The sequence below is a fragment of the Paenibacillus sp. 4624 genome (assembly GCF_050435065.1).
GTDB lineage: Bacteria > Bacillota > Bacilli > Paenibacillales > Paenibacillaceae > Paenibacillus > Paenibacillus amylolyticus_D.
Window position 1 is genome coordinate 227023 of the sequence record NZ_JBNDJR010000008.1, and the last position, 22392, is coordinate 249414.

Sequence of the window (22392 nt, forward strand, 5' to 3'; positions counted from 1 at the left end):
ATGACAGTTTTAGGTGCAATCGAAGCAGGCGGAACCAAATTTGTATGTGGTATTGGGACGGAACATGGAGAGGTTTTGGAACGAGTAAGCTTCCCGACGACCACGCCGGAAGAGACGATGGCTCATGTTATCTCTTTCTTTGAAGGTAAAGGCATTGAAGCGCTGGGCGTAGGTTCATTCGGTCCGATTGATCCCATTGAAGGAAGCCCAACCTATGGTTACATTACGACAACACCAAAGCCGCATTGGGGACAGTACAACATGATTGGCAAACTCAAAGAACACTTTGACGTGCCTATGACGTTTGACACCGATGTGAACGGAGCTGCTTTGGGTGAAGCGACTTGGGGAGCTGCGCAGGGACTGGATAGCTGTCTGTATATTACGGTAGGCACAGGTATCGGTGCAGGGGCTGTCGTTGGTGGAAAAATGGTACACGGGCTGTCTCATCCCGAGATGGGTCATATTATCGTACGGAGACATCCCGAAGATTCATACGCAGGAACCTGCCCATATCATGGAGACTGTCTGGAAGGTCTTGCGGCGGGGCCGGCCCTGAACAAACGCTGGGAACAACCTGCTTATGAATTGCCAGCAGATCACAAAGCCTGGGAGATTGAAGCGCATTATCTTGCACATGCTTTGATGAATTATGTGCTGATTCTTTCGCCACAGAAAATTGTGATGGGTGGGGGCGTGATGAAACAGGAGCACCTATTCCCGATGGTTCGCAGCAAGCTACAGGAATTGCTGGCAGGTTATGTGCAGCATCCGTCACTTCATGTTGGAATGGATGCGTATGTTGTGCCACCAGGTTTGGGAGACAATGCAGGGTTGTGTGGTTCCCTGGCGCTGGCAAAATTAGCTTTATCCAAATAAACATATTTAGGGATTGACGAAATTTACCAGTATGGTATGATATGTGCAACAGTATAGTACGGTTAATGAGGAAGCACCTCTCTTGCAGCGATTTTGCAGGAGAGGTGCTTTTTTTGTGCTGTCTGTATAGAGAGACAGAGAGTGCCATCGTTAATCGAACAGGCTGTATTGTCTAAAGGAGGGAACAAGCAATGGAAGTCATTTTTATGAACAAATTATCCAGAGTGTCTGAGCATCATGAGGAGATTGCCCAATTATGGATTGGTGAGGAGGAGAATAGCTGGCACTTGGGATGGAGTTGTTATGAAGCAGGTGATCGGGAAGATACGATCTGGTATGAAGGGAATTCGTGGGAAGAACTGATGCACATTTATCGTCATCAACTTGCCATGCAGATGAGCGAAGGGTATCGTCCATTGATGCATGGGTTATACAACGAAAATGAGGATATGAAGCCACGTAGTTATGCAGGCCAGCGTCTGCATTGTTTTAGTGAACTGTACGGAAATGAGCAATTGTATGAGGATTTATGTACATGGCGCAGGCAGAAAGCGGCTTCGGATCGGAAGGCTCCTTATTTTGTAGCAACGAATCGTTTGCTGCGGCTGATCAGTGCTTTTGTTCCACATACGATGGATGAACTGATGCAACTGCCAGGTGTTGGCGAGAGCAAAGCGGCGGAATACGGACTGGAATGGCTTGAACTGATGAGTGGATTCGAGCAATCGAGACCTTTCCCGTTAGACTGGGTATATATCGTATTGAAAGAAGAAGAGTACGAAAGCTGGTTATATAAGCAAAAAGAGCAGAAGTACAAGCAGGAACTGGATAAATTCATTACGCGCAAGCACGTGCTGGAAGGCATGAAAGAAGGTCAAACCTTAGAAGCGATCGTGAATCGATCTGGATTATCCCGGCGGGAATTAATCGAACTGTTGGAAATACTCGATCTGGAAGGCTATGACACGGATTCTTTGCTTGATGTAGAACTGGCCGTTATGCCTGAGACTGAACAAGAGGCGGTATGGAATGCATATGAGGAGCTAGGAGATACATTTCTGAAGCCTGTGTTACTTAAAGTTTACGGAGGAGATCGCCCTGAAGGAGGCAGCTTGGAGCAAGTGTATGAACGGTTACGGATGATTCGCATCCGTTTTCGGAGACATACTGAAACCGAGCGTAATGTTGGTTAGCTAAGAAACGCCGAGAAGCAGTGATATTAAAAAGACGAAGTCGTCCTGTGAAGGAGCGCTTCGTCTTATTCTTTGAATGGTATGATATAGCGGATACACCGGTCGTTTCAGATCCAGTCTTTTTTACGGAAAATAAAGAACATTGTCAAGCCGAGTGTTATCATCAGGCCGATAACGGCATAATACCCGTATTTCCAGTGTAATTCAGGCATGTTATCAAAGTTCATCCCATAAATCCCGGTTATAACGGTCAAAGGCATGAACACTGTGGTGATGGCGGTAAACACACGCATGATCTCATTCGCGCGGTTAGCGATACTGGACTGATAGGCTTCTCGCAAGTTGCCCATCAGATCGCGGTACGTTTCGAAGGTTTCTGATATTTTTACGGCGTTCTCGTAAATGTCGCTGAAATATTTTTGCAGCTGATCATCAATGAGACGCAGATCTTTTTTGTTGAGTGTATTAATGACCTCTTTTTGAGGTCCCAGTACTTTTTTCAGCCACAAAATCTCGCTTCGCAGACCGATAATCTCATTCAGATGTGACTTTTTGGTATGCATCAGAATGTCTTCCTCAAGTTTCTCAATTCGTGCTTCAATTCGATCACCAACGGTGAAGTAATTGTCTACGATCAAGTCAACGAGCAGGTAGAGAAGACGGTCGGGACTGCTGATTTCCTGTTCCCAGAGGATTGGCTTCAAGGTGCGCAATTCGCTGACCTTCTGTTTCGTTACACTGATGATAAAGTGTCTACCGAGAAAAAGGTTGACTGCGCGCAGGAAAATCTCTTCATCATCAAAACGAATGCTGTTGATCACGATAAAATAATGGTTTTCATAAATCTCAATCTTCGGACGCTGCTCTTCATCACTCAAGCAATCTTCTACAGCCAGATCATGCATGGAGAACAGTGGCTGAAGGACAGCCAAATCGTCCACGTCCGCGTCAATCCAGTAGAATCCTTCTGCTGGTGGAGTCAGCGCTTGCTGAATGTCATCCACCGGGATAAATACACCGTTGTTAACCAACCGGATTTTCATGTTATCTACTCCTTCTGCACCCGCCATCATGGCGGATTTCATCATTAATATGGGCGCAAAAGAACAGATCAGCCGGTCGGCAGCGGAGCCTGTTATGAGGACTTTACTGCGTCATCAATCTATAATCAAACGGAAGAAACGTCCCGCTGCCGACATGCTGATGTCAATTCTCTATGCAGTTGTTCGGAATTCGACTGCCAGTTGGGCCTCGGGTCGCCATCCATTTAATATGTCACCTCTCACATAAGGGCTTATAAACACTTGTCTAGTATACCGCTGGTCCATGGTGCTTTCAAGCGCAAAAATGTGTCTATTTCAAGCTCTGAGGCAGTGTATGAGGACGGATGATGAAGGGTTCCAAGTTTACTCCTAAAACGAACAACTGGTTCTTGACGTGAGGGCAGTAATGTTTTAAAGTAAAAGTTAATAAATTTGAATTATAATTGAATACAGCGAAATCTTATCAAGAGTAGGTGGAGGGACCAGCCCGATGAAACCCGGCAACCGGCGATAATATGCACGGTGCTAATTCTTGCAGCGACCAAGCATCCTTGTGATGCTGTTGTAACTGAGAGATGAGAGAGGCGCATATCTGTTTACATATGACCTTTCTCGGAATCCGAGAGAGGTCTTTGTCATATGCAGAGCTTCTCAGAGCGTGATTTTCGTACCAGATGCGACCCATGAAAAAGGAGGAGTCAACCCACTATGCCAATTAAAATTCCCGACACATTACCAGCCAAAGAAGTACTTGAAAGCGAGAATATTTTCGTCATGGACGAATCATCCGCGTACAAGCAGGATATTCGCCCGCTCCGTATCGCCATACTGAATCTGATGCCTACGAAGGAAACGACGGAAACGCAATTGCTTCGTCTGGTGGGTAACACACCGATTCAAGTGGATGTTGTGCTGGTGCACCCCAAGTCTCACACATCGAAGAACACATCTCAAGAATACCTGGATCTGTTTTATAAAACATTTGATGAGATCCAGCACCGCCGTTTTGACGGAATGATCATTACCGGTGCACCGGTAGAGCAAATGGATTTTGAAGACGTGAATTATTGGGAAGAGATTCAGGAAATCTTTGAATGGACCAAAACAAATGTAACTTCGACGATGCACATATGTTGGGCTTCTCAGGCAGGTCTATACCACCATTTTGATGTACCCAAAGTTCCGCTGGATGAAAAGTGTTTTGGCGTATTCCCACATACGATCAACAAACCTCATGTTCCGTTGCTCCGTGGATTTGATGAAGTCTTCAACGTTCCACACTCCCGTCACACCGAGATAAGACGCGAGGATATTGAGAAAAACGATAAACTCGAAATTTTGGCTGAGTCCGAAGAAGCAGGAGTATTCCTGGTTGCGACCAAGGACGGGAAGCAAATTTTTGCCACAGGACATGCCGAGTATGATCCGTTTTCATTGAAATGGGAATATGACCGTGATGTTGCCAAGGGATTGGATATCGCACTGCCGAAGTATTACTATCCAAAGGACGATCCTTCTCGGGTACCTCCAGCTACATGGCGTGCTCATGCTAACTTATTATTCTCTAACTGGCTCAATTACTATGTGTATCAGGAAACCCCTTACGATATTGGCCCACAAATCTAATCAAGATTACAGGAGGATGCAGTAATGGAAGATAACAAGTTGAAAATTGAAAGCCGTTTAGCTCAAATTGGGTCCATTAATGAACCCGTAACAGGTGCAGTTAACTTTCCGATCTATCAATCCACTGCGTTTCGTCACCCGAAGCTGGGACAGAGCACGGGGTTTGATTACATCCGTACAACAAACCCAACGCGCAAAGTGTTAGAGGAAGCAGCAGCCGCTCTGGAGTCTGGTGATGCAGGTTTTGCCTGTAGCTCGGGGATGGCAGCACTGCAAACGATCTTTGCGATGTTCAGCCAAGGAGATCATTTGATTGTTTCTCTTGACCTGTATGGCGGTACGTATCGCCTGTTGGAACGCATTTTGTCCCGGTTCGGTGTAACCGCAAGTTATGTAGATACGAACGATCTGGAAGTATTGGAGAATATCCGTCAGCCGAATACGAAGGCCGTATTCATCGAGACGCCAACTAACCCACTCATGATGATTACGGACATTCAGGCTGTTGCTTCCTGGGCCAAAACGCACAACCTCCTGACCATTGTAGATAATACACTACTGACTCCATTCTTCCAGCGTCCGATTGAACTTGGCGCCGATATTATTATCCATAGTGCGACTAAATATTTGGGTGGACACAATGATGTGCTCGCCGGATTAATCATCACCAAAGGCGAAGCCTTGTCTGCAGAGATGGCGTTTCTTCATAACTCTATTGGAGCCGTGTTATCACCAAGTGATTCATATCAACTGATGAAAGGCATGAAAACACTTGCTCTTCGCATGGAGCGCCATGAATATAACGCACTCACCATCGCGAAATTTCTGCTGGAGCATCCGGCTGTTGCCGAGGTATTCCACCCCGGTTTGTCCGATCACCCCGGATATGAGATTCAGCGGAAGCAGTCTTCCGGCAATACAGGCATTTTTTCGTTCAAAGTGAAGGATGCACGTTATGTGGAGCCATTGCTGCGTCATATCCAATTAATTGCGTTTGCAGAAAGCCTCGGTGGCGTAGAATCACTCATGACGTATCCTGCAGTGCAAACCCATGCGGATATTCCGCTTGAAATTCGTGACGCAGTAGGAGTGGATGATCGTCTGCTTCGGTTCTCGGTAGGCATTGAACATGCGGAAGATCTGATCGCGGATCTGAATGCTGCATTGCTGGCAGCACAGCAGGAAGTTGAAGGAGGGGTAATCTCATGAGTGAATCAAGCAACCATAAGCCGAGTACGTCGGAGCTGAAGTTTGATACCAAGCTGCTTCATTTTGGAGATGAAATTGATAAAACAACAGGTGCCTCCAGTGTACCGATCTATCAGGCTTCTACGTTCCATCACTTTGATATCTTTAATCCGCCGCAACATGATTACAGCCGTTCAGGTAACCCAACCCGTCAGGCTTTGGAAGATTATATTGCGTTGCTTGAAGGAGGGGTGCGGGGATTTGCATACTCGTCAGGAATGTCTGCAATCTCCAGTGTGTTCATGATGTTCTCCGCAGGCGATCATATCATCGTAACGGAAGATGTATACGGCGGCACATATCGCCTGCTCACAACGATACTAAGCCGGATGCAGATTGAGACTACTTTTGTTGACATGACGGACATTGAACAAGTCAAAGCAGCAATCAAGCCTAACACCAAGGCCGTATACATGGAGACACCTTCCAATCCGACCTTGAAGATTACGGATATTGCGGCGGTAACGTCATGGTCGAAAGAGCATAATCTGATTACCATTTTGGATAACACGTTCATGACACCGTACTATCAACGTCCCATTGAGCTTGGCGTAGATATCGTTGTACATAGTGCTACGAAATTTCTCGGTGGTCACAGTGATGTGCTGGCTGGTCTGGCTGTTGCACGAACAGATGAACTAGGCAGACAACTGAAACAGCTGCAAAACGGACTCGGTACCGTTCTCGGAGCTCAGGAGTCCTGGCTTCTGATGCGCGGGATGAAGACCCTCGGTGCACGTATGGCTCATAGTGAACAGAGCACTGCCAAGCTGGCCGCATGGCTCAAAGGTCGTCAAGATATAACAGCTGTGTATTACCCTGGACTTGAGGATCATCCGGGCCGTGAAGCGCATGAGCGTCAGTCAACTGGTTACGGAGCGGTAGTATCATTTGACGTCGGTTCAGGTGATCGTGCAAAAGCTGTCCTGAATCAGGTGAAACTGCCCATTGTCGCTGTAAGTCTGGGAGCAGTCGAGAGCATTCTTTCGTACCCAACGATGATGTCTCATGCGGCTATGCCTGCAGAAGTTCGACATGAGCGTGGAATTACCGATGGTTTGCTGCGTTTCTCTGTAGGGCTTGAGGATATTGATGATCTGATTGCTGATCTTGAGCAAGCGTTGCATGCCACACTATAAGTTGAACTATTAAATATGTCCACGGTTACTCTGATCTAGCTACATCTGAAACGTATTTCATATGTCAAAATTTCAACTCATTTTTTAAGCACCTTTTCGTAAGGTGCTTTTTTTCACATGTAACCTGTGTTACGATATGTGGAGTACAGAAATGCGATGTTACAGCCACGACTTGCTTTTTGCTAACAAGCCGGGAGGGATCGTCGTATTATTTTCTCTTTACGAGGGAGGCTTTTTTACGATGAGTACGGTAGACCGTATCTTAGATAAAGCCCTTCGGGGCGAACGTTTAGACTTGGAAGACACGATTCAGTTATTTGAGTCTGACGAAGTAGACAAAATCGGGGCAGCTGCCAATGTGATCATGAAACGTATGCACCCTGAACCATACAGAACATTTGTTATTGGGCGTAACGTCAATTACACGAATGTGTGCGACGTATACTGCCGTTTTTGTGCTTTTTACCGCAGACCTGGTTCTGAGGAAGGCTATGTGCTGCCGGATGAAGTGATTTTCCAGAAAATCAAGGAAACCGAAGATGTCAACGGAACCGAGATTCTGATGCAAGGCGGAACGAATCCAAATCTGCCTTTCAGCTATTATACGGACTTGTTGAAAGCGATCAAGGAACGTTTCCCAAATATTACGATGCACTCCTTCTCACCAGCTGAGATTATGAAAATGGTTGAAGTATCCGATGGACTTACGCTCGAAGAGGTGGTACGTGCCATTCATGAGGCTGGACTGGACTCCTTGCCAGGCGGCGGAGCCGAGATTCTCGATGACCGTACACGCCGCAAAATCAGCCGTCTGAAAGGTTCATGGCGCGACTGGATGGATGTAATGCAGACTGCTCACCGAATCGGTATGAATACAACCGCTACAATGGTTATTGGTCTGGGTGAATCCATGGAAGAGCGCGCGCTGCATCTGATGCGTGTACGTGAAGCGCAGGATGAGTGTATTGCGAATAAGTATGATTCTGAAGGCTTCCTCGCTTTTATTCCGTGGACATTCCAGCCGGACAATACAAACCTTAAGCTGGAGCGTCAAACACCAGAGGAATACCTTAAAACGGTAGCGATCAGCCGTCTAGTTCTAGATAACATTAAGAATATCCAATCTTCCTGGGTTACAATGGGACCTGAGATCGGTAAGAAATCGCTCGAATTCGGCTGTAATGACTTCGGCAGCACGATGATTGAAGAGAATGTTGTATCCTCGGCCGGCGCGACGTACAAAGTGAACATTGAATCCATTCTTCGTCTGATTCGGGAGTCAGGTTATATTCCGGCACAGCGCAACACGCGTTATGAAATTTTGCGCATGTTTGATGAAGAGAGCATGGTACCTAAAGATTTCGTAATGCAGAACTAATATCTACATTCATAGCAATAGGTTTTTTAATTTGTGTAACATCATATGAATTGAATATGAGCTCGTTCCGTGTAAAAGGGCCAAAGCAGTTAAACTTGCTTTGGCCCTTTTCGCTACGCGTACCTGATTTAGGTGCGGTTCTCCTTTTCTGGTGTCTACCGAAGTTAACGTGGTTGGTATCCTTTTACCAGGAATCGAGATCATTAAACAGTACATATTACGCATTTGAAGATATGTTATATAGATTTTTAACTGATACAATGGAGGGACAGTTGTGTAGTCAAACCTGCTGGGAGGAACGAAACGATGAAAACAAGAAAACTGGGAAAAACAGCATTAGACGTACCTGTATTAAGCTTCGGCGCATCATCACTGGGCTCTGTATTTCGTGATATTGACCGGGATGAAGGTATTCGCACCGTTCATGCAGCGATGGATGCAGGCATGAATTATATAGACGTGTCGCCGTACTACGGTTTAACCAAGGCGGAGACGGTACTCGGTGAAGCAATCCGTAGTTTGCCGCGTAGCTCTTATACGTTATCGACCAAAGCTGGACGGTATGGTGAAAACGAGTTTGATTTTTCTCGGAAGCGTATTTTGGATAGTGTACAAGAAAGTCTGGCAAGGTTGCATACGGACTATCTTGATATTTTATTTTTGCATGATATCGAGTTTGTGGCTCCTGAGATTATCATTGAAGAAGCATTTCCAACATTGTTAGATCTGAAAGAGCGGGGCGTGATTCGTTACGCTGGAATCTGCGGTTTGCCGTTGCCTTTATTCGAAAAAATGTTGCCTCAGCTTGATGCGGATGCCATTATCTCCTATTGTCATTATGCTCTGAATGATACGTCATTGTTATCGCTCCTGCCGTTACTCAATGAAAAAGGGGTTGGACTTGTAAACGCTTCCCCACTCTCAATGGGATTGCTTAGTACGCGTGGAACACCGGCTTGGCATCCAGCGGGTGAACGGGTAAAAGAACTTTGTTTGAAAGCTGCCCGGTTCTGCGAGGAACAAGGCAGTAATATCGCCAAGGTGGCAGTACAATTTTCCACGGCAAATGAACAAATCCCAACAACGCTCGTAAGTAGTGCAAGTCAGCAAAACATTGTCAACAACGCGGCCTGGGTTGAAGAGCCTATAGATGAGCAGCTTCTAGAAGAGGTGCTACGTATTCTGGCTCCATTAAATAATGAAACTTGGCCGAGTGGTCGTGCTGAATATAACGTCTAGATGAGTACAACGTCGAATGGATCTGAGGGGGAACAGTGATGAGAGCTATCGTATGTGAAGAGATTGATCGTTTGGTGCTGAAGGAATTGCCACAGCCCGTAAGAGCAGAGGGAGAAGCGCTAGTCGCTATTCAGCGAATTGGTATCTGTGGTACAGATTTGCATGCGTACAAAGGCAATCAGCCGTTTTTTACGTATCCTCGTATACTTGGTCATGAACTTGCAGGTGTCATCGAAGAGATTGGCCCGAATGATGCAGGGTTACAGCCCGGGGATCAGGTAAGCATCATTCCGTATCTGCATTGCGGACATTGTATTGCTTGTCGTTCAGGCAAAACAAACTGTTGTGCTTCCATGCAAGTGATGGGCGTACATGTAGACGGTGGGATGAGAGAACGGATTACAGTGCCTGTCTCCCATCTGCTGAAAGCAGAGGGGTTAACATTAGATGAGACAGCTATGGTTGAACCGCTTAGTATTGGGGCTCATGCTGTGCGCAGAGCAGCACTTCAACCAGGAGAGCGTGTCGTTGTTATTGGAGCTGGACCTATTGGGCTGGGAGTAATGGCCTTTGCCAAACAAGCAGGTGCATATGTCATTGCAGTGGATCGAAATCTGGACAGGCTGGAATTGAGCCGAAGCTGGGCCGGAGTGGATGAGATCGTGCAGGCGGATGAAAAGGCTCTGCAGCGAGTATCCGAGATTACTGGCGGTGATTATGCGACAGCTGTATTTGATGCGACAGGTAACGTACATTCGATGAATGGGGCCATACCTTATGTTGCTCACGGTGGACAGTTAATTTTTGTTGGGCTGGTGAAAGCCGATATTACGTTCCATGACCCGGAATTCCACAAACGTGAGATGAGCATGTTGGGTAGCCGGAATGCAACACGTGAGGATTTTGAACAAGTATTATCGACGTTGCGTGACAGAAAATTAACGATGGATGGGTACATCACACATCGAGCGCCATTTGATGAGTTGCCAACTGCAATGGACACTTGGCTGTTACCCGAAACACAAGTGGTTAAAGCCATTGTAGAATTATAATTTTCACAGTTTGAAGGGTTTTGTACGAAGAAACGCCCTCTTCCCGGTTGATGAGCAATGGAGAACGATCCATCGGTTCATGGGAAGAGAGCGTTTTTTTATATCACATTTAAATAAATACTTTTATTTCTCTGGATTCGAGATAATACCTGCGTGAGGGTCAATGTGCCGAACGATGGTTTTTAGCCAGATCATTTCCAGAAAATGGACTTCGTAATAAAGTGTTCCTGGAATCTGTTTGATCCAGGTCTCCGTGCCAGCGATCGGGGAAGACTCGGGTGTTACATCGAGCCTTCCTGGTTCCCTGCGCAGGCGGTTTCGTACAGCTTTTTCAACTTGAGCACTTTGTGTGGTCAGGATGCATATTTTGCGTTTGGGGGAGAATCCCCGGAATGCAAGGTACACCATTTCATAGGCAATCAGATAAGCGATGATAGAATACATGGCCTGATCCCAGCCAAAAACAACACCAGCAGCTGTCAGTATGATCAAGTTAAGCAGCATGATTATTTTTTCGATAAGCATCCGTTTCCCGCTAAACACACGTTCAGGCGGCCGAGAGGACGGATCACCGATTTCCAGCGTATCCAGTGTCCCACCATACCGAACAACCAGCCCGATTCCGAGCCCCAGGCATAACCCGCCAAACATGGCGGCAGCCAGGGGATGCTCGACGAGCGGCGGCATGGGATGTAGTACAATGGCACCGATCGAAAAGACAACCAAACCCAGAACAGTCACGAGTACAAACTTTTTCTTCACGATCCTGTAGGATAGAAATATAAACGGAACATTGAATAAAAATAGGAACAAGCCAATTCGAAGCTCTGTCCAGTGTGCAAACAGGGAAGAGATCCCGGTTATGCCGCCAATAATAATTTTATTGGGGTGTAGAAACAACTCAAGTCCCACGGAGGCCAGTATTCCGCCAATGATCACCAGAAACAGATTCAACCAGCGGCGGGAAGGCGATATGCTACTTTTAGCAGTGCGTGGCACCGGATTAGCCGATATCAGAGGTGTTTTCACATGTCCATCCTCCTTCAGTGCGGCTTCGAGCCATTCTCCCTGGGTTCTTCACAGAAAGGTCGGCATGCAGCCGCTCAGTAGCTTAATACAAACATAGATCTGCTCTGCACAGACATGTTACTTAGCCTTCTTTCTGCAGAACTTTAGGTTCTTCTTTTTTCTTGCGAGGATCTTTGAACTTGAATATTTTATCCAAAATACGGAATACGTGTTTGGACTCTTTAGTTAACAACGGCCCAAGAATAGCGAGAATCAATACATACAGCGCGGCAAAGGGTTGAAGCAATGGTAACAGTCCACCGGCTTTACCCATATTGGCCATAATAATGGAGAACTCACCACGAGACACAATGGTTAATCCGATATTAGCAGATGCTTTTGGTGAAAGCCCTGCACTGCGTCCAGCCAGCATACCTGCGAGGAAGTTACCAAACAGTGTAATCACTACAGCAATCAAAGCGAGCCAAACGGCTTCACCGCCAAGGGACAACGGATCAATAGATAGTCCGAAGCTGAAGAAAAAGATAGCTCCAAAGAAATCACGGAACGGCAGAATCAGATGTTCAATCCGTTTGGCATGTTCCGTTTCCGCAAGCACAAGACCGACGAGCAAAGCACCAATGGCTTCAGCGACATGGATTGTTTCGGAGAAACCAGCGACAAGGAACAATGCCCCGAAAACAACAAGTGAGAATAATTCGTTGGAACGAATCTTGAGCAATTTATTCAGTAAAGGTGTGGCTTTACGTCCAAGAATGATGACTATAAGCATGAAGCCGAGAGCAATCAGTGCGGACATGATTACGCCTCCGATGGAGGATGAATCACTCAGTACGAGTCCAGACAAGATGGAAATATATACAGCGAGGAATACGTCCTCAAACATAATAATACCCAGAATCATCTCGGTCTCGGGATTGGCTGTTCGTTTCAAATCAACGAGCACCTTGGCTACAATAGCACTAGACGAGATAGTTGTTATACCTGCAATGATGAGTGCCTCAGCTGCCGGGAAACCGGAGGCAAAACCGAATACTAATCCGAGTGTGAAGTTAATCCCGATATAGATCGAGCCGCCAACAACGATGGAGCGACCCGATTTGACTAAACGACCTACAGAGAACTCCAGTCCCAGATAGAACAAAAGGAACAAAATACCGATCCGACCCATAAAGTCGATGAACGGCTGGCTTTCAATAAATCGGAAGTCCAGATGCCAGATTTGCATGGCATGTGGTCCCACGGCCATCCCGATCAAAATATAGAACGGAACAACCGAAAATCTCAGTTTTGCGGATAAAAGGCCGGCTGCCGCAATGAGCACCAGTGCCAGACCCACTTCAAAAATCAAATGATCCATCGAGTTACCCCCTTCCCGTCAGGAGGAGGGACTTGAAAAGCTTCTGCTGGTTGCGTTCGCCAACGGCGACTACCGTAGATTCTGCGCTAATCACAACCTCCGGACCTGGGCTGATATGTTTTTTATGATTTTTCTCCACAACGGCAATGACCGTTGCACCAGAGTTTTGACGTACATTCAATTCACCAATGGATTTGCCAATGCATCCAAATGACGCTTCGATTTTGTACCATTCGATAATCAGATCGTCAAAGGTGACTTCAATATTTTCAAGTTGTTTCGGTTTGTACGTTAATCCGCCAACGATGGCGGCAATCTGTCTTGCCTCATTATCGTCAAGTGTGATCATAGAGATGCTTTGATCCGGGTCATCATATTCAAAATGATACATTTCACGGCGTCCATCATCGTGAATAATAATGACGATTTTATCACCGCTGCTCGTTTCAATTTGAAATTTTTTGCCGATTCCCGGCAAATCTGTTTCGCGTACATCCATGGATAGTATGCCTCCTTAGTAATTGAGGCTGGCCATAGAAGGAAGGCTTTTCTTCCCGTATCAGTTCATCTGCTGCTCAGGTGGAACATCAAATGGTGCGGGGAAACAGAGCCAGTAATTCCTGACACAGCCGAATATATGATGTGAAATCAAGATTTGTTTGTAAAATAAAAGTCAACAAATAAAACGACCACAAATAAAAGTTCCAAACCAGGTGTTTCAAAACTAACGTTTACATCATGGGTTATAAGTTATGCATGAGAACACCGTCTATAGCGAAGAGGTGGCTCCATGCGCTGGCAACCTGACGAATACGGCAAACGGGCTCTTAACGAGCTCAGGCGTATCTCGGTGCCATTGGGGAGAGGGATAAATACATACTGGTGTATTTAATTGGCAGCAGAAATAATCTGCGTTTGAACAGACAATACCACGGTTTAAAAGACAGACCTGCTGTAGGAATTCGCAGCACGATTAACAATGCGAGGACAAGAAATACAGGCTTGGTTTGCTTCACTGCAGCCAGCTTAGACATCACTTGCGTATTTTTGCGAATGACAGGTTTCTGCTGAGACTCGGGTATTTGAGACAGTACTTCAAGCCCTTCTTTATTCGAAGTGGCATCGACGGACACACCAACGGCAGATTCTGTCTGCATTGGAACCGGGAAGCAAAGCGCCTGAAAGACGCATAAAATGATGATAATCATGTGATGGAGCAGTCTAGGATGTTGTCTCATTTTCGGCTTCCCCCCTTCCGTGAAGATACTGTTATAAAAATAATAACACATTTTTGCGTGATCTCCAAACCATTCATTCATAGTTCACGAAACCTTCCATTATTCTTTTTTACCAAAATACTTTGGCTCGCGTTTTATGCTGAGAAATCATGACACCCTTTCCATCAAACCGCTTCGTATATCCCTTTGGGCCTTGCCATATACTTTGAAGAGAAAGGAAAGGAGTGATTCTTATGGAACTGTTTGCAGTATGGACCGATGTGTCTGGGCAAGAGGAGGCAGCTCTTTTTCAACAATGCATTAAGGAAAAAATCAAAGGTTTACATATAAGTAAAAGAGGATTCCGGCTCACCTTCAAACATAAGGATGGCAGAGCAGTCTGGACGTGCAGAGGCAATGAGAATCACGAAGATTTCCAGCAGTGGCTGCCACGCATCAGCGATTTGCTTTCCCTGGGTATCGCGGATTATATAATGGAAACGCAGGAACGGAGCATGGTTGAGAATATTATTGCCAAATCATGCTCGGTCATGGATGAACACGAAGTCGAGAAGGTTCACCGCATCTGCATGCCGCTGCTCGTGAATAGTGACTTGGATCAACCGGGTTTGCGGGAGCGCCGCCGTGCAACATTAGCGAGAGGTTTGAGGCAGGATTTGGAGGACATCCATTTTTTCCATCTGGAGGGCATCCTGAATTTCCGTATACGTGCCTATAAGCAGGAATTGCAGGAGCTCGTGGAATATGCACTCGATGAGTTCTGGATGGACCGTCAATATGAAGAGTTCATGGGGCTGTTAAAGTATTTTGTGTTTTTTCAGGAGGCTAAAGTTCCTTTAATCCATCTGATCCACAAAGGCAAACATGAATTTCAGGTGCTTGATGCGGGACTTAATCTGTTGCCTGTGCAGAAAGATGAACAAGTGGTTGTGGAGATGCCTGGGCTGGAACTGGAGATGGATATTGAAGACATGATCGTGAGTACACTTATTTCCATATCACCGGAAAAAGTCGTGTTGCACACCAGCACACCCGAGTTACCCATCATCTCAACGATATGCCAGATATTCGAAGATAAGGTGCAGATATGCCATCAATGTCCCGAATGCGAAGTGCTTCGTTCTGGATTGCTGACAAGTCTTGACGCAGGCGATCTGGGCAATTATAATAACTGTTGATACAAAAGCGTTGACAAAGACAAGAGCCACACGTTTGATCGGTGCAGAGAGAGGAACCTGGGCTGAAATTTCCTCCGGATATCACGTATGGTTTACCCCTTTGGAGCTGCAATTTTGAAAATAAAACCGGTTAATCAACCATTTTTAAGAATGGCGGTTTTGTGAGTAAGGATTTGCCGGGTCATGCCCGTTACCGACATGCCAATGAGGGCTGTTTTCCTGCAAACAGGAACAACCAGCTGAATTAGGGTGGAACCACGAGTTATAACACTCGTCCCTTGACCGGGACGGGTGTTTTTTGCGTTATTTTTCGTTGATCCGAGGGCTAACTGGAAACACGCAATAGATGACCAGTCCATTGCAAGACAAAGTAAATGGATGTTTATTTTACAGGAGGAATGAGACAAATGGCAGTAAACATTAAACTACCGGATGGTTCCGTACGTGAGTACGCAGACGGAAGCAGTATTGAGGATGTAGCCGCTTCGATTAGCAGCGGACTTCGCAAAAATGCCGCAGCTGGCAAACTGGATGGCATCGTGGTGGATCTATCCACTCCAATTCATGAAGGGGCTTTGGTGGAGATCGTAACGCTGGATTCTCCTGAAGGTCTCGAAGTCATGCGTCACAGTACAGCTCACTTGCTGGCTCAGGCGGTAAAACGTCTGTACGGTAACAAGGAAGTTCATCTGGGCGTAGGGCCAGTCATTGAGGATGGCTTCTACTATGACATGGATCTGGAACATCCGCTTAACCCGGAAGATTTACAAAAGATTGAAAAAGAAATGGAACGCATCGTCAATGAAAATCTGCCTATCGTGCGCAAAGAAGTTAGCCGTGCGGAAGCTATCAACATTTTTAATGAAGTCGGCGACCCATACAAACTGGAGTTAATCAATGCTTTACCGGAAGATAGCGTAATTACGATCTATGAGCAAGGCGAATTTTTCGACTTGTGCCGTGGGCCACACGTTCCATCTACAAGCAAAATTAAAGTGTTCAAGCTGATGAACGTAGCGGGTGCATACTGGCGCGGGGACAGCAAGAACAAAATGTTGCAACGTGTATACGGTACTGCTTTTGTAAAAAAAGCACAGTTGGATGAGCACTTGCACTTCCTTGAAGAAGCGCGCAAGCGTGACCACCGTAAACTCGGTAAAGAACTGGAAATGTTCACATTCTCGCAACTTGTGGGTCAAGGTCTGCCGATCTGGTTGCCTAACGGTGCGAAGTTGCGTCGTACACTGGAGCGTTACATCGTTGATCTGGAAGAAAGCCTGGGTTACCAGCACGTTTACACTCCTGTATTGGGGAACGTAGAGCTGTATAAAACTTCAGGTCACTGGGAGCACTACCAGGAAGACATGTTCCCGAAAATGGTTATGGATAACGAGGAACTGGTTCTTCGTCCGATGAACTGTCCTCACCATATGATGGTATACAAATCCAATATGCACAGCTACCGTGATCTTCCGATCCGTATTGCCGAACTCGGTATGATGCATCGTTATGAAATGTCAGGCGCATTGACAGGTCTACACCGTGTACGTGCGATGACACTGAATGACTCTCACATCTTTGCACGTCCGGATCAGATCAAAGAAGAGTTTGCTCGTGTTATCGAATTGATCCAAACGGTATATAAAGACTTTGGCATTCACGAATATCGTTTCCGTCTGTCCTACCGTGATCCGCAAGACACCGAGAAATATTTCCAGAACGATGAGATGTGGGAAATGTCCCAACGCATGCTGCGTGAAGTTGTGGAAGAACTCGATCTTCCGTTCTATGAAGCTGAAGGCGAAGCAGCATTCTACGGTCCGAAGCTGGATGTACAGATCAAAACTGCACTGGGCAAAGAAGAAACGCTCTCTACTGTTCAACTGGACTTCTTGCTCCCTGAGCGCTTTGAGCTTGAATATGTTGGTGATGATGGACAGAAGCATCGTCCGGTTGTTATCCACCGGGGCGTAATTAGTACAATGGAGCGCTTCACTGCATTTTTGCTGGAGAACTTTGCAGGTGCGTTCCCGCTTTGGTTGTCTCCGGTACAAGCCAAAGTCATTCCGGTATCCGGAAATTACGACGAGTATGCGCGTGAAGTAGAAGCGAAGCTGAAACGTGCAGGAATCGCGGCAGAAGCAGATCTTCGCAATGAGAAACTGGGTTACAAAATCCGTGAAGCACAGCTGGAGAAAATGCCTTACATGTTCGTTGTGGGGGAGAATGAGAAAAATGCTGCATCCGTATCCGTACGTAAACGCGGAGAGGGCGATCTGGGCATGAAGCTGGTGGATGAGATTGTCGCTCAGTTGAAAGAAGAAATTGCTTCAAGACAAGTCTAATCCCAAATAAATTAGACTCTGTCACAACGAAATAAATCTAAAGAAACCGTCTGAGAACATGGCTGAATCCATCGTTTTCAGACGGTTTTTTGCGCTTGTTTTTATAACTATAGTCTGAGAAAAGGTATAGGATCGATTCTTTTTGGTAACCCTTTGCAAGTGAGGGGGAGGTTATACCATGAAAAAGCATTTTTTAAAATTCAATGAAAACCACAAGTTCATCATCATGTGTTGCTTCATATTTGCCGGGATTTTGATGAGTTTCAATGAGGCCAAGGCCTATATATTTGAAGAGGAAAGCACGGACATGCATGTTCAGGAAATGAACAATAATGACAAGCACGATGTGATTCGTGACTTAAAAGCCGAGCGTACAGTCGGGGCAAAACAACACGAACCTTTATACACGGACGAAACTCAATTGACCACACTCGTATACATGGCTTTTATGTGGTCTCCACAGCCGATGGTACTGCCAAAACCTGAATTACCAGCCAAACGAGTGGTTGATCCCGCTATGCCAGTGCTGGCTCCGCGTTCAGAACAAATTTTGGAAACCCAAAAGGTGACGGCAACAGGATATACAGCTGGAGTCGAATCCACGGGTAAAACGCCAAAACATCCGCAATACGGTATTACGTATTCCGGGGTAAAAGTTCGTCGGGACAAAGAAACCGTATCTACCATTGCAGCAGATCCGAAGTTATTTCCGATGGGTTCCATATTGTATATACCTGGTTACGGTTACGGTATCGTTGCTGATACAGGTTCGGCTATTAAAGGCAACAAGATCGATCTGTATTTTCCGACGACCAAGCAAGTGTACAAAGAATGGGGTAAAAAGGATGTTGAAGTACAGGTCATCAAGCAGGGGGCGGGGAAATGTACCGAGCAGATGCTGGCGGAGTTGTCCAAAGCGATTGATGTCTATAAAACTGTACCGGATTCCTGGCTCGACAAAGCCATCTGAGGATGGAATGTTATGCCTGAATAACAAAAAGGCTCTCTTCACATAATATTGACTGGGGACGAACCCCGCACTGCAACAAGCAGTGTAAATATGAAGAGAGAGGTGATTCGTTGTGGCAAAGAAATCCCAAGGTTATCAAACGCCAAACGAGAAGTATGATGCTGAGTTTGGTCAGGAGAATGGAAGCGCTGCGTCCAAAGTGAAGCAATCAGCTCAAAACAAAGTACAAGATAATTTCCAAACACCTGATGAAAAATATAATGCCGAGTTCGGTGTAGAAAACACAGGTCAAACTGGCCGTGCAGGAAAAATGAAAAAGTAATTTCCAAGATTAAAGCATTACGCCATGTAAGATGAATAAAGAATCAATGGTGATAACTACACCCCGGAGCGATTGCTCCGGGGTGTTTTCATTTTCATGTTCCCTATGGTTATGTTCTCTTTTCTAAATAAATAAAATTTACATAATTCTCCTCAAGCCTCAGTCTCGAGACTGAGACAATTTCCACCTGTCGGCGCTGTTAACCTCAGCATGTCTAAGGTACACTGGATATAGAATAAAGACAAAGGAGACATGTGTGATGAAACGATCTACATTAGACCGTTGGTGGGTGGGCGTACCCCTTATCGCTATAGGTGCACTGATCTTGCTCAGACAATTGGGATATGACATTGATATAGGATATATATTCAGAACATACTGGCCGGTGTTTTTGATCTGGTGGGGAGTGAAAGGTTTGACGGAAATTCGCCGTAACGGGGGATATGCTGTTATCGGGCCCGTGGTTGTGCTTTCCATAGGTGGATTCTTCCTTGCACGTAACTTGGGCGTGATTGGTTACTCCCTAGGAGAATTTATTCGTTATCTCGTTCCAATTCTGCTGATCGGCGGAGGGTTATATGTATTAATTGGACCAGGTCATCGGGATCGGAAACCTCACGGAAATGAAAGCAAAACACCGCCTCCACCGCCTGAGAAGCCATATAAGCCGTTGTCCCCTCAAGATTTGGAGATGCCCTCTTCATTCGATGAAGAGTTCGAGAAGACATTTGGCAAACCAAAGCAAGAGCAACCCTCGAGTAAGCATCAATCCTTTCAATCCGAAGAGGGACCGAATCTGAAAAAAGACAGTGAAAAGTTCGGACAGTCTCATCAGAAGTACCATTCACATTCGGATGATCAGAAATTTGGAGGCTTCGGCCACGCTAATTCTCATAACTATAAGTATGGATATGAAGAAGGCTATGGCAAAACATTTAATAAATCCACTTTCATTGGTGACTTTCATATGGGCAAAGAAGTGTTTACGCTGAAACCAATGAACATCTCTTCATTTATTGGTGACACCGTTATTGATTTGACCAAGGCGCAGATTCCGTATGGTGAAACCAAAATTGTCATTTCGCATTTTATTGGTGATGTTAAGATTTTTGTCCCAGAAGACATGGATCTGGGCATTTCATTGACATCCAGCTCTTTTCTGGGAGATATGAAGCTTCTGGGTACGAAACGTGGAGGGTTTATAGGAAATGCGCAGGAGGAAACTCCGCATTATCATGAAGCCGGCAAGAAACTCCGAATTATTGTCAGTGTTTTTATTGGCGATGTCAAAGTAAACAAGGTGGATTAACCTATGATTCGAACGATTCTTAAAGCAAACAAGTGGGAACTGATGACGTATTTCGTGTTAACCGGATTGATTACACTGGGCGGATTCTATCTGTTATATGGGGATGTACTTACAGGGGAGAATCGCAATCGGGCATGGACGTATATCGGAGTTGTCGTTGTAGGAACTGTGGTCACCGGATATATCGCCGCATTGCGGCTTCAGCGCAAAATTGATCTGCTTGATCTCAATATGTTGAAAGTATCTAAAGGAAATCTTGCTGTTCGGATGCCTGATGCGGAAGATGCTTCCTTTGGACGGGTCTATCAGGAATTTAATGTAATGATGGAGTCCATTGAGAAAAAAATGAGGTTACTCCAGCGGCTTGGTGAGCAAGAGGTTATTGAAAAGGAACAAGCATCCGAGCGTGCCGTTATCGAAGAACGTAAACGTATGGCAAGGGATCTGCATGACACGGTGAGTCAGCAACTATTCGCCATGCATATGTCTGCTTCATCCCTTCCACGTCTACTAGAGATGAATCCGGAGCATGGTCGGAATGTGCTCGACCAGTTAATTCAGATGTCTCATATTGCACAGCGCCAGGTGCGTGGATTGATCGCGCAACTTAGGCCGATTGAATTGGAAGGGCGCGACCTCGCTGCAGCACTCGACAGCTGGTTCCCTGACTATTGTCGGCAAAATGGTTTAAAAGGCGTGAAAGAGCTGGAGTTGGATGGCGGAGTCTCGGATGCCATTGAGCACCAGCTGTTTCTCATTATTCAGGAGGCGGTAGCCAATGTTGTTAAACATGCTGAAGCCGGACTTGTTAGTCTGGCCATCCGAGAATCCGAGCATCAGATCAGCATGAGTATCAGTGATGACGGGCAAGGTTTCTTACAACAGACGGAGCGACCAGGTTCATATGGGTTGTCCACGATGCGAGAACGTGCTGAGAAGCTGGGCGGTCAAGTCCAGATTATATCCAAGCCTGGAGCGGGTACAACGGTACGAGTGCTCATCCCGAAATTTGATAACGTGTCCGAGGAGGAAACAGAATGAATGGCAAAGTAAACGTAATGATTGTGGATGACCACGACATGGTACGAATGGGCTTGAAGACTTATCTCATGCTGGAGCCTACGTTCCATGTGATGGCAGAAGCGGGAAACGGGCAACATGCACTGGATCAGCTACGAGAGATGAAGGATTCGGAAATGCCAGACCTGATTCTGATGGATCTGATGATGCCGGTGATGAACGGAGCTGAGGCTACGCAAGCCATTATGTCTGAATTTCCGGGTATGAAGATTGTCATGCTTACCAGTTTTCTTGAAGATGATCTTGTTGTTCAAGCGATTGAGGCGGGAGCAGTTAGTTATGTGCTGAAAACGGTATCTGCCGAAGAACTGATCTATGCTCTTCAAGGTGCTAACAGAGGCATGCCCGTGATGACGGGGGATGTGTCACAGGCGTTAACGCGAGGAATTCGGCAGCGGACGGCGAGGGAAAGTGAATCCGGACTTACGGATCGGGAGAAGGAAGTGCTACTACTTATTGCTGAAGGGAAAACCAACAAAGATATCGGAGAAGAATTACATATCAGTATTAAAACCGTTAAAACACATGTGAGTAACCTGCTGATGAAATGTGAGATGGATGATCGGACGCAGCTCGCTATTTATGCTCATCGACAGGGCTGGGTGAAGAAATAGGGCTGAAAATGTTGCTATGACGGGAAAAAACAGCAATTATTGCATGCTTTTATCTCCTTTTTAATTGTTTTTAAGGTACGATTAAGGTTCAAAGTACAAAATAAGGACAGTTAAAGAATATCTCTTGCAAATAAGAGATTGGGAGGTAGA

Annotated in this window: 20 protein-coding genes and 1 riboswitch; of the genes, 15 read left to right on the plus strand and 5 right to left on the minus strand. The window is 45.9% G+C overall.

Going from position 1 to position 22392, the window contains the following annotated elements:
• Positions 1-879, plus strand: coding sequence for an ROK family protein (locus tag ABIE27_RS19425; RefSeq protein WP_123065053.1), 879 nt, complete (start codon positions 1-3; stop codon positions 877-879).
• Positions 880-1070: 191 nt separating this feature from the next.
• Positions 1071-2072: an HRDC domain-containing protein gene (locus tag ABIE27_RS19430; RefSeq protein ID WP_123065052.1), complete on the plus strand. Its 1002-nt coding sequence runs from the start codon at positions 1071-1073 to the stop codon at positions 2070-2072.
• A gap of 107 nt (positions 2073-2179) precedes the next feature.
• Here ABIE27_RS19430 and corA read toward each other — a convergent pair whose 3' ends face one another.
• Positions 2180-3115, minus strand: coding sequence for a magnesium/cobalt transporter CorA (gene corA, locus ABIE27_RS19435; RefSeq protein WP_123065051.1), 936 nt, complete (start codon positions 3113-3115; stop codon positions 2180-2182).
• Positions 3116-3572: 457 nt separating this feature from the next.
• Positions 3573-3697, plus strand: a riboswitch (SAM riboswitch).
• Positions 3698-3823: 126 nt separating this feature from the next.
• On the opposite strand from corA, the gene metA reads away from it, so the two are divergent.
• From metA to ABIE27_RS19465, 6 genes are all read left to right on the plus strand, one after another.
• Entirely contained in the window at positions 3824-4741 is a 918-nt protein-coding gene (gene metA, locus ABIE27_RS19440; protein WP_123065050.1) for a homoserine O-acetyltransferase MetA, read from the plus strand.
• A gap of 24 nt (positions 4742-4765) precedes the next feature.
• Positions 4766-5950: a PLP-dependent transferase gene (locus tag ABIE27_RS19445; protein ID WP_123065049.1), complete on the plus strand. Its 1185-nt coding sequence runs from the start codon at positions 4766-4768 to the stop codon at positions 5948-5950.
• Positions 5947-7128 carry a trans-sulfuration enzyme family protein gene (locus ABIE27_RS19450; RefSeq protein ID WP_123065048.1) on the plus strand — a complete coding sequence of 394 codons (1182 nt, stop codon included), beginning with the start codon at positions 5947-5949 and terminating at the stop codon, positions 7126-7128. The genes ABIE27_RS19445 and ABIE27_RS19450 overlap by 4 nt, the downstream gene beginning before the upstream one ends.
• A gap of 241 nt (positions 7129-7369) precedes the next feature.
• Positions 7370-8506 (plus strand): cyclic dehypoxanthinyl futalosine synthase, encoded by a 1137-nt coding sequence (gene mqnC, locus ABIE27_RS19455; protein ID WP_123065047.1) that lies wholly within the window; start codon positions 7370-7372, stop codon positions 8504-8506.
• Between the two features lie 306 nt (positions 8507-8812).
• Positions 8813-9745 carry an aldo/keto reductase gene (locus tag ABIE27_RS19460; protein ID WP_123065046.1) on the plus strand — a complete coding sequence of 311 codons (933 nt, stop codon included), beginning with the start codon at positions 8813-8815 and terminating at the stop codon, positions 9743-9745.
• Positions 9746-9783: 38 nt separating this feature from the next.
• A complete protein-coding gene (locus ABIE27_RS19465; protein ID WP_123065045.1) occupies positions 9784-10797 on the plus strand; it encodes a zinc-binding alcohol dehydrogenase family protein in 1014 nt (337 codons plus the stop codon).
• Positions 10798-10920: 123 nt separating this feature from the next.
• Here the strand turns inward: ABIE27_RS19465 and ABIE27_RS19470 are convergent, their stop codons facing one another.
• The 4 genes from ABIE27_RS19470 to ABIE27_RS19485 all read right to left on the minus strand — a co-directional run bounded on the left by ABIE27_RS19470 (position 10921) and on the right by ABIE27_RS19485 (position 14394).
• Positions 10921-11826, minus strand: coding sequence for a YitT family protein (locus ABIE27_RS19470; RefSeq protein ID WP_161556953.1), 906 nt, complete (start codon positions 11824-11826; stop codon positions 10921-10923).
• A 121-nt stretch (positions 11827-11947) separates the two neighbouring features.
• Positions 11948-13186, minus strand: coding sequence for a cation:proton antiporter (locus ABIE27_RS19475; RefSeq protein ID WP_123065043.1), 1239 nt, complete (start codon positions 13184-13186; stop codon positions 11948-11950).
• 4 nt (positions 13187-13190) lie between these two features.
• Positions 13191-13685, minus strand: a complete 495-nt coding sequence (locus ABIE27_RS19480) for a cation:proton antiporter regulatory subunit (protein ID WP_090919862.1) — start codon at positions 13683-13685, stop codon at positions 13191-13193.
• A 337-nt stretch (positions 13686-14022) separates the two neighbouring features.
• Entirely contained in the window at positions 14023-14394 is a 372-nt protein-coding gene (locus tag ABIE27_RS19485; RefSeq protein WP_429351257.1) for a hypothetical protein, read from the minus strand.
• Between the two features lie 263 nt (positions 14395-14657).
• On the opposite strand from ABIE27_RS19485, the gene ABIE27_RS19490 reads away from it, so the two are divergent.
• The 7 genes from ABIE27_RS19490 to ABIE27_RS19520 all read left to right on the plus strand — a co-directional run bounded on the left by ABIE27_RS19490 (position 14658) and on the right by ABIE27_RS19520 (position 22242).
• The gene (locus ABIE27_RS19490; protein WP_123065041.1) at positions 14658-15602 is read left to right on the plus strand and encodes a putative sporulation protein YtxC; all 945 of its coding nucleotides are present in this window, start codon (positions 14658-14660) and stop codon (positions 15600-15602) included.
• A 407-nt stretch (positions 15603-16009) separates the two neighbouring features.
• Positions 16010-17947, plus strand: a complete 1938-nt coding sequence (gene thrS, locus ABIE27_RS19495) for a threonine--tRNA ligase (RefSeq protein WP_123065040.1) — start codon at positions 16010-16012, stop codon at positions 17945-17947.
• Positions 17948-18413: 466 nt separating this feature from the next.
• Positions 18414-18917: a 3D domain-containing protein gene (locus tag ABIE27_RS19500; protein ID WP_429351332.1), complete on the plus strand. Its 504-nt coding sequence runs from the start codon at positions 18414-18416 to the stop codon at positions 18915-18917.
• 112 nt (positions 18918-19029) lie between these two features.
• Complete coding sequence (locus ABIE27_RS19505; protein WP_090919874.1) at positions 19030-19239, plus strand: hypothetical protein; 210 nt, start codon at positions 19030-19032, stop codon at positions 19237-19239.
• 259 nt (positions 19240-19498) lie between these two features.
• On the plus strand, positions 19499-20548 hold the full coding sequence (gene liaF, locus ABIE27_RS19510; protein ID WP_123065039.1) for a cell wall-active antibiotics response protein LiaF: 1050 nt from the start codon (positions 19499-19501) through the stop codon (positions 20546-20548).
• A gap of 3 nt (positions 20549-20551) precedes the next feature.
• A complete protein-coding gene (locus ABIE27_RS19515; RefSeq protein ID WP_123065038.1) occupies positions 20552-21589 on the plus strand; it encodes a sensor histidine kinase in 1038 nt (345 codons plus the stop codon).
• Positions 21586-22242: a response regulator gene (locus ABIE27_RS19520; RefSeq protein WP_123065037.1), complete on the plus strand. Its 657-nt coding sequence runs from the start codon at positions 21586-21588 to the stop codon at positions 22240-22242. The genes ABIE27_RS19515 and ABIE27_RS19520 overlap by 4 nt, the downstream gene beginning before the upstream one ends.
• The last annotated feature ends 150 nt before the right edge of the window (positions 22243-22392 follow it).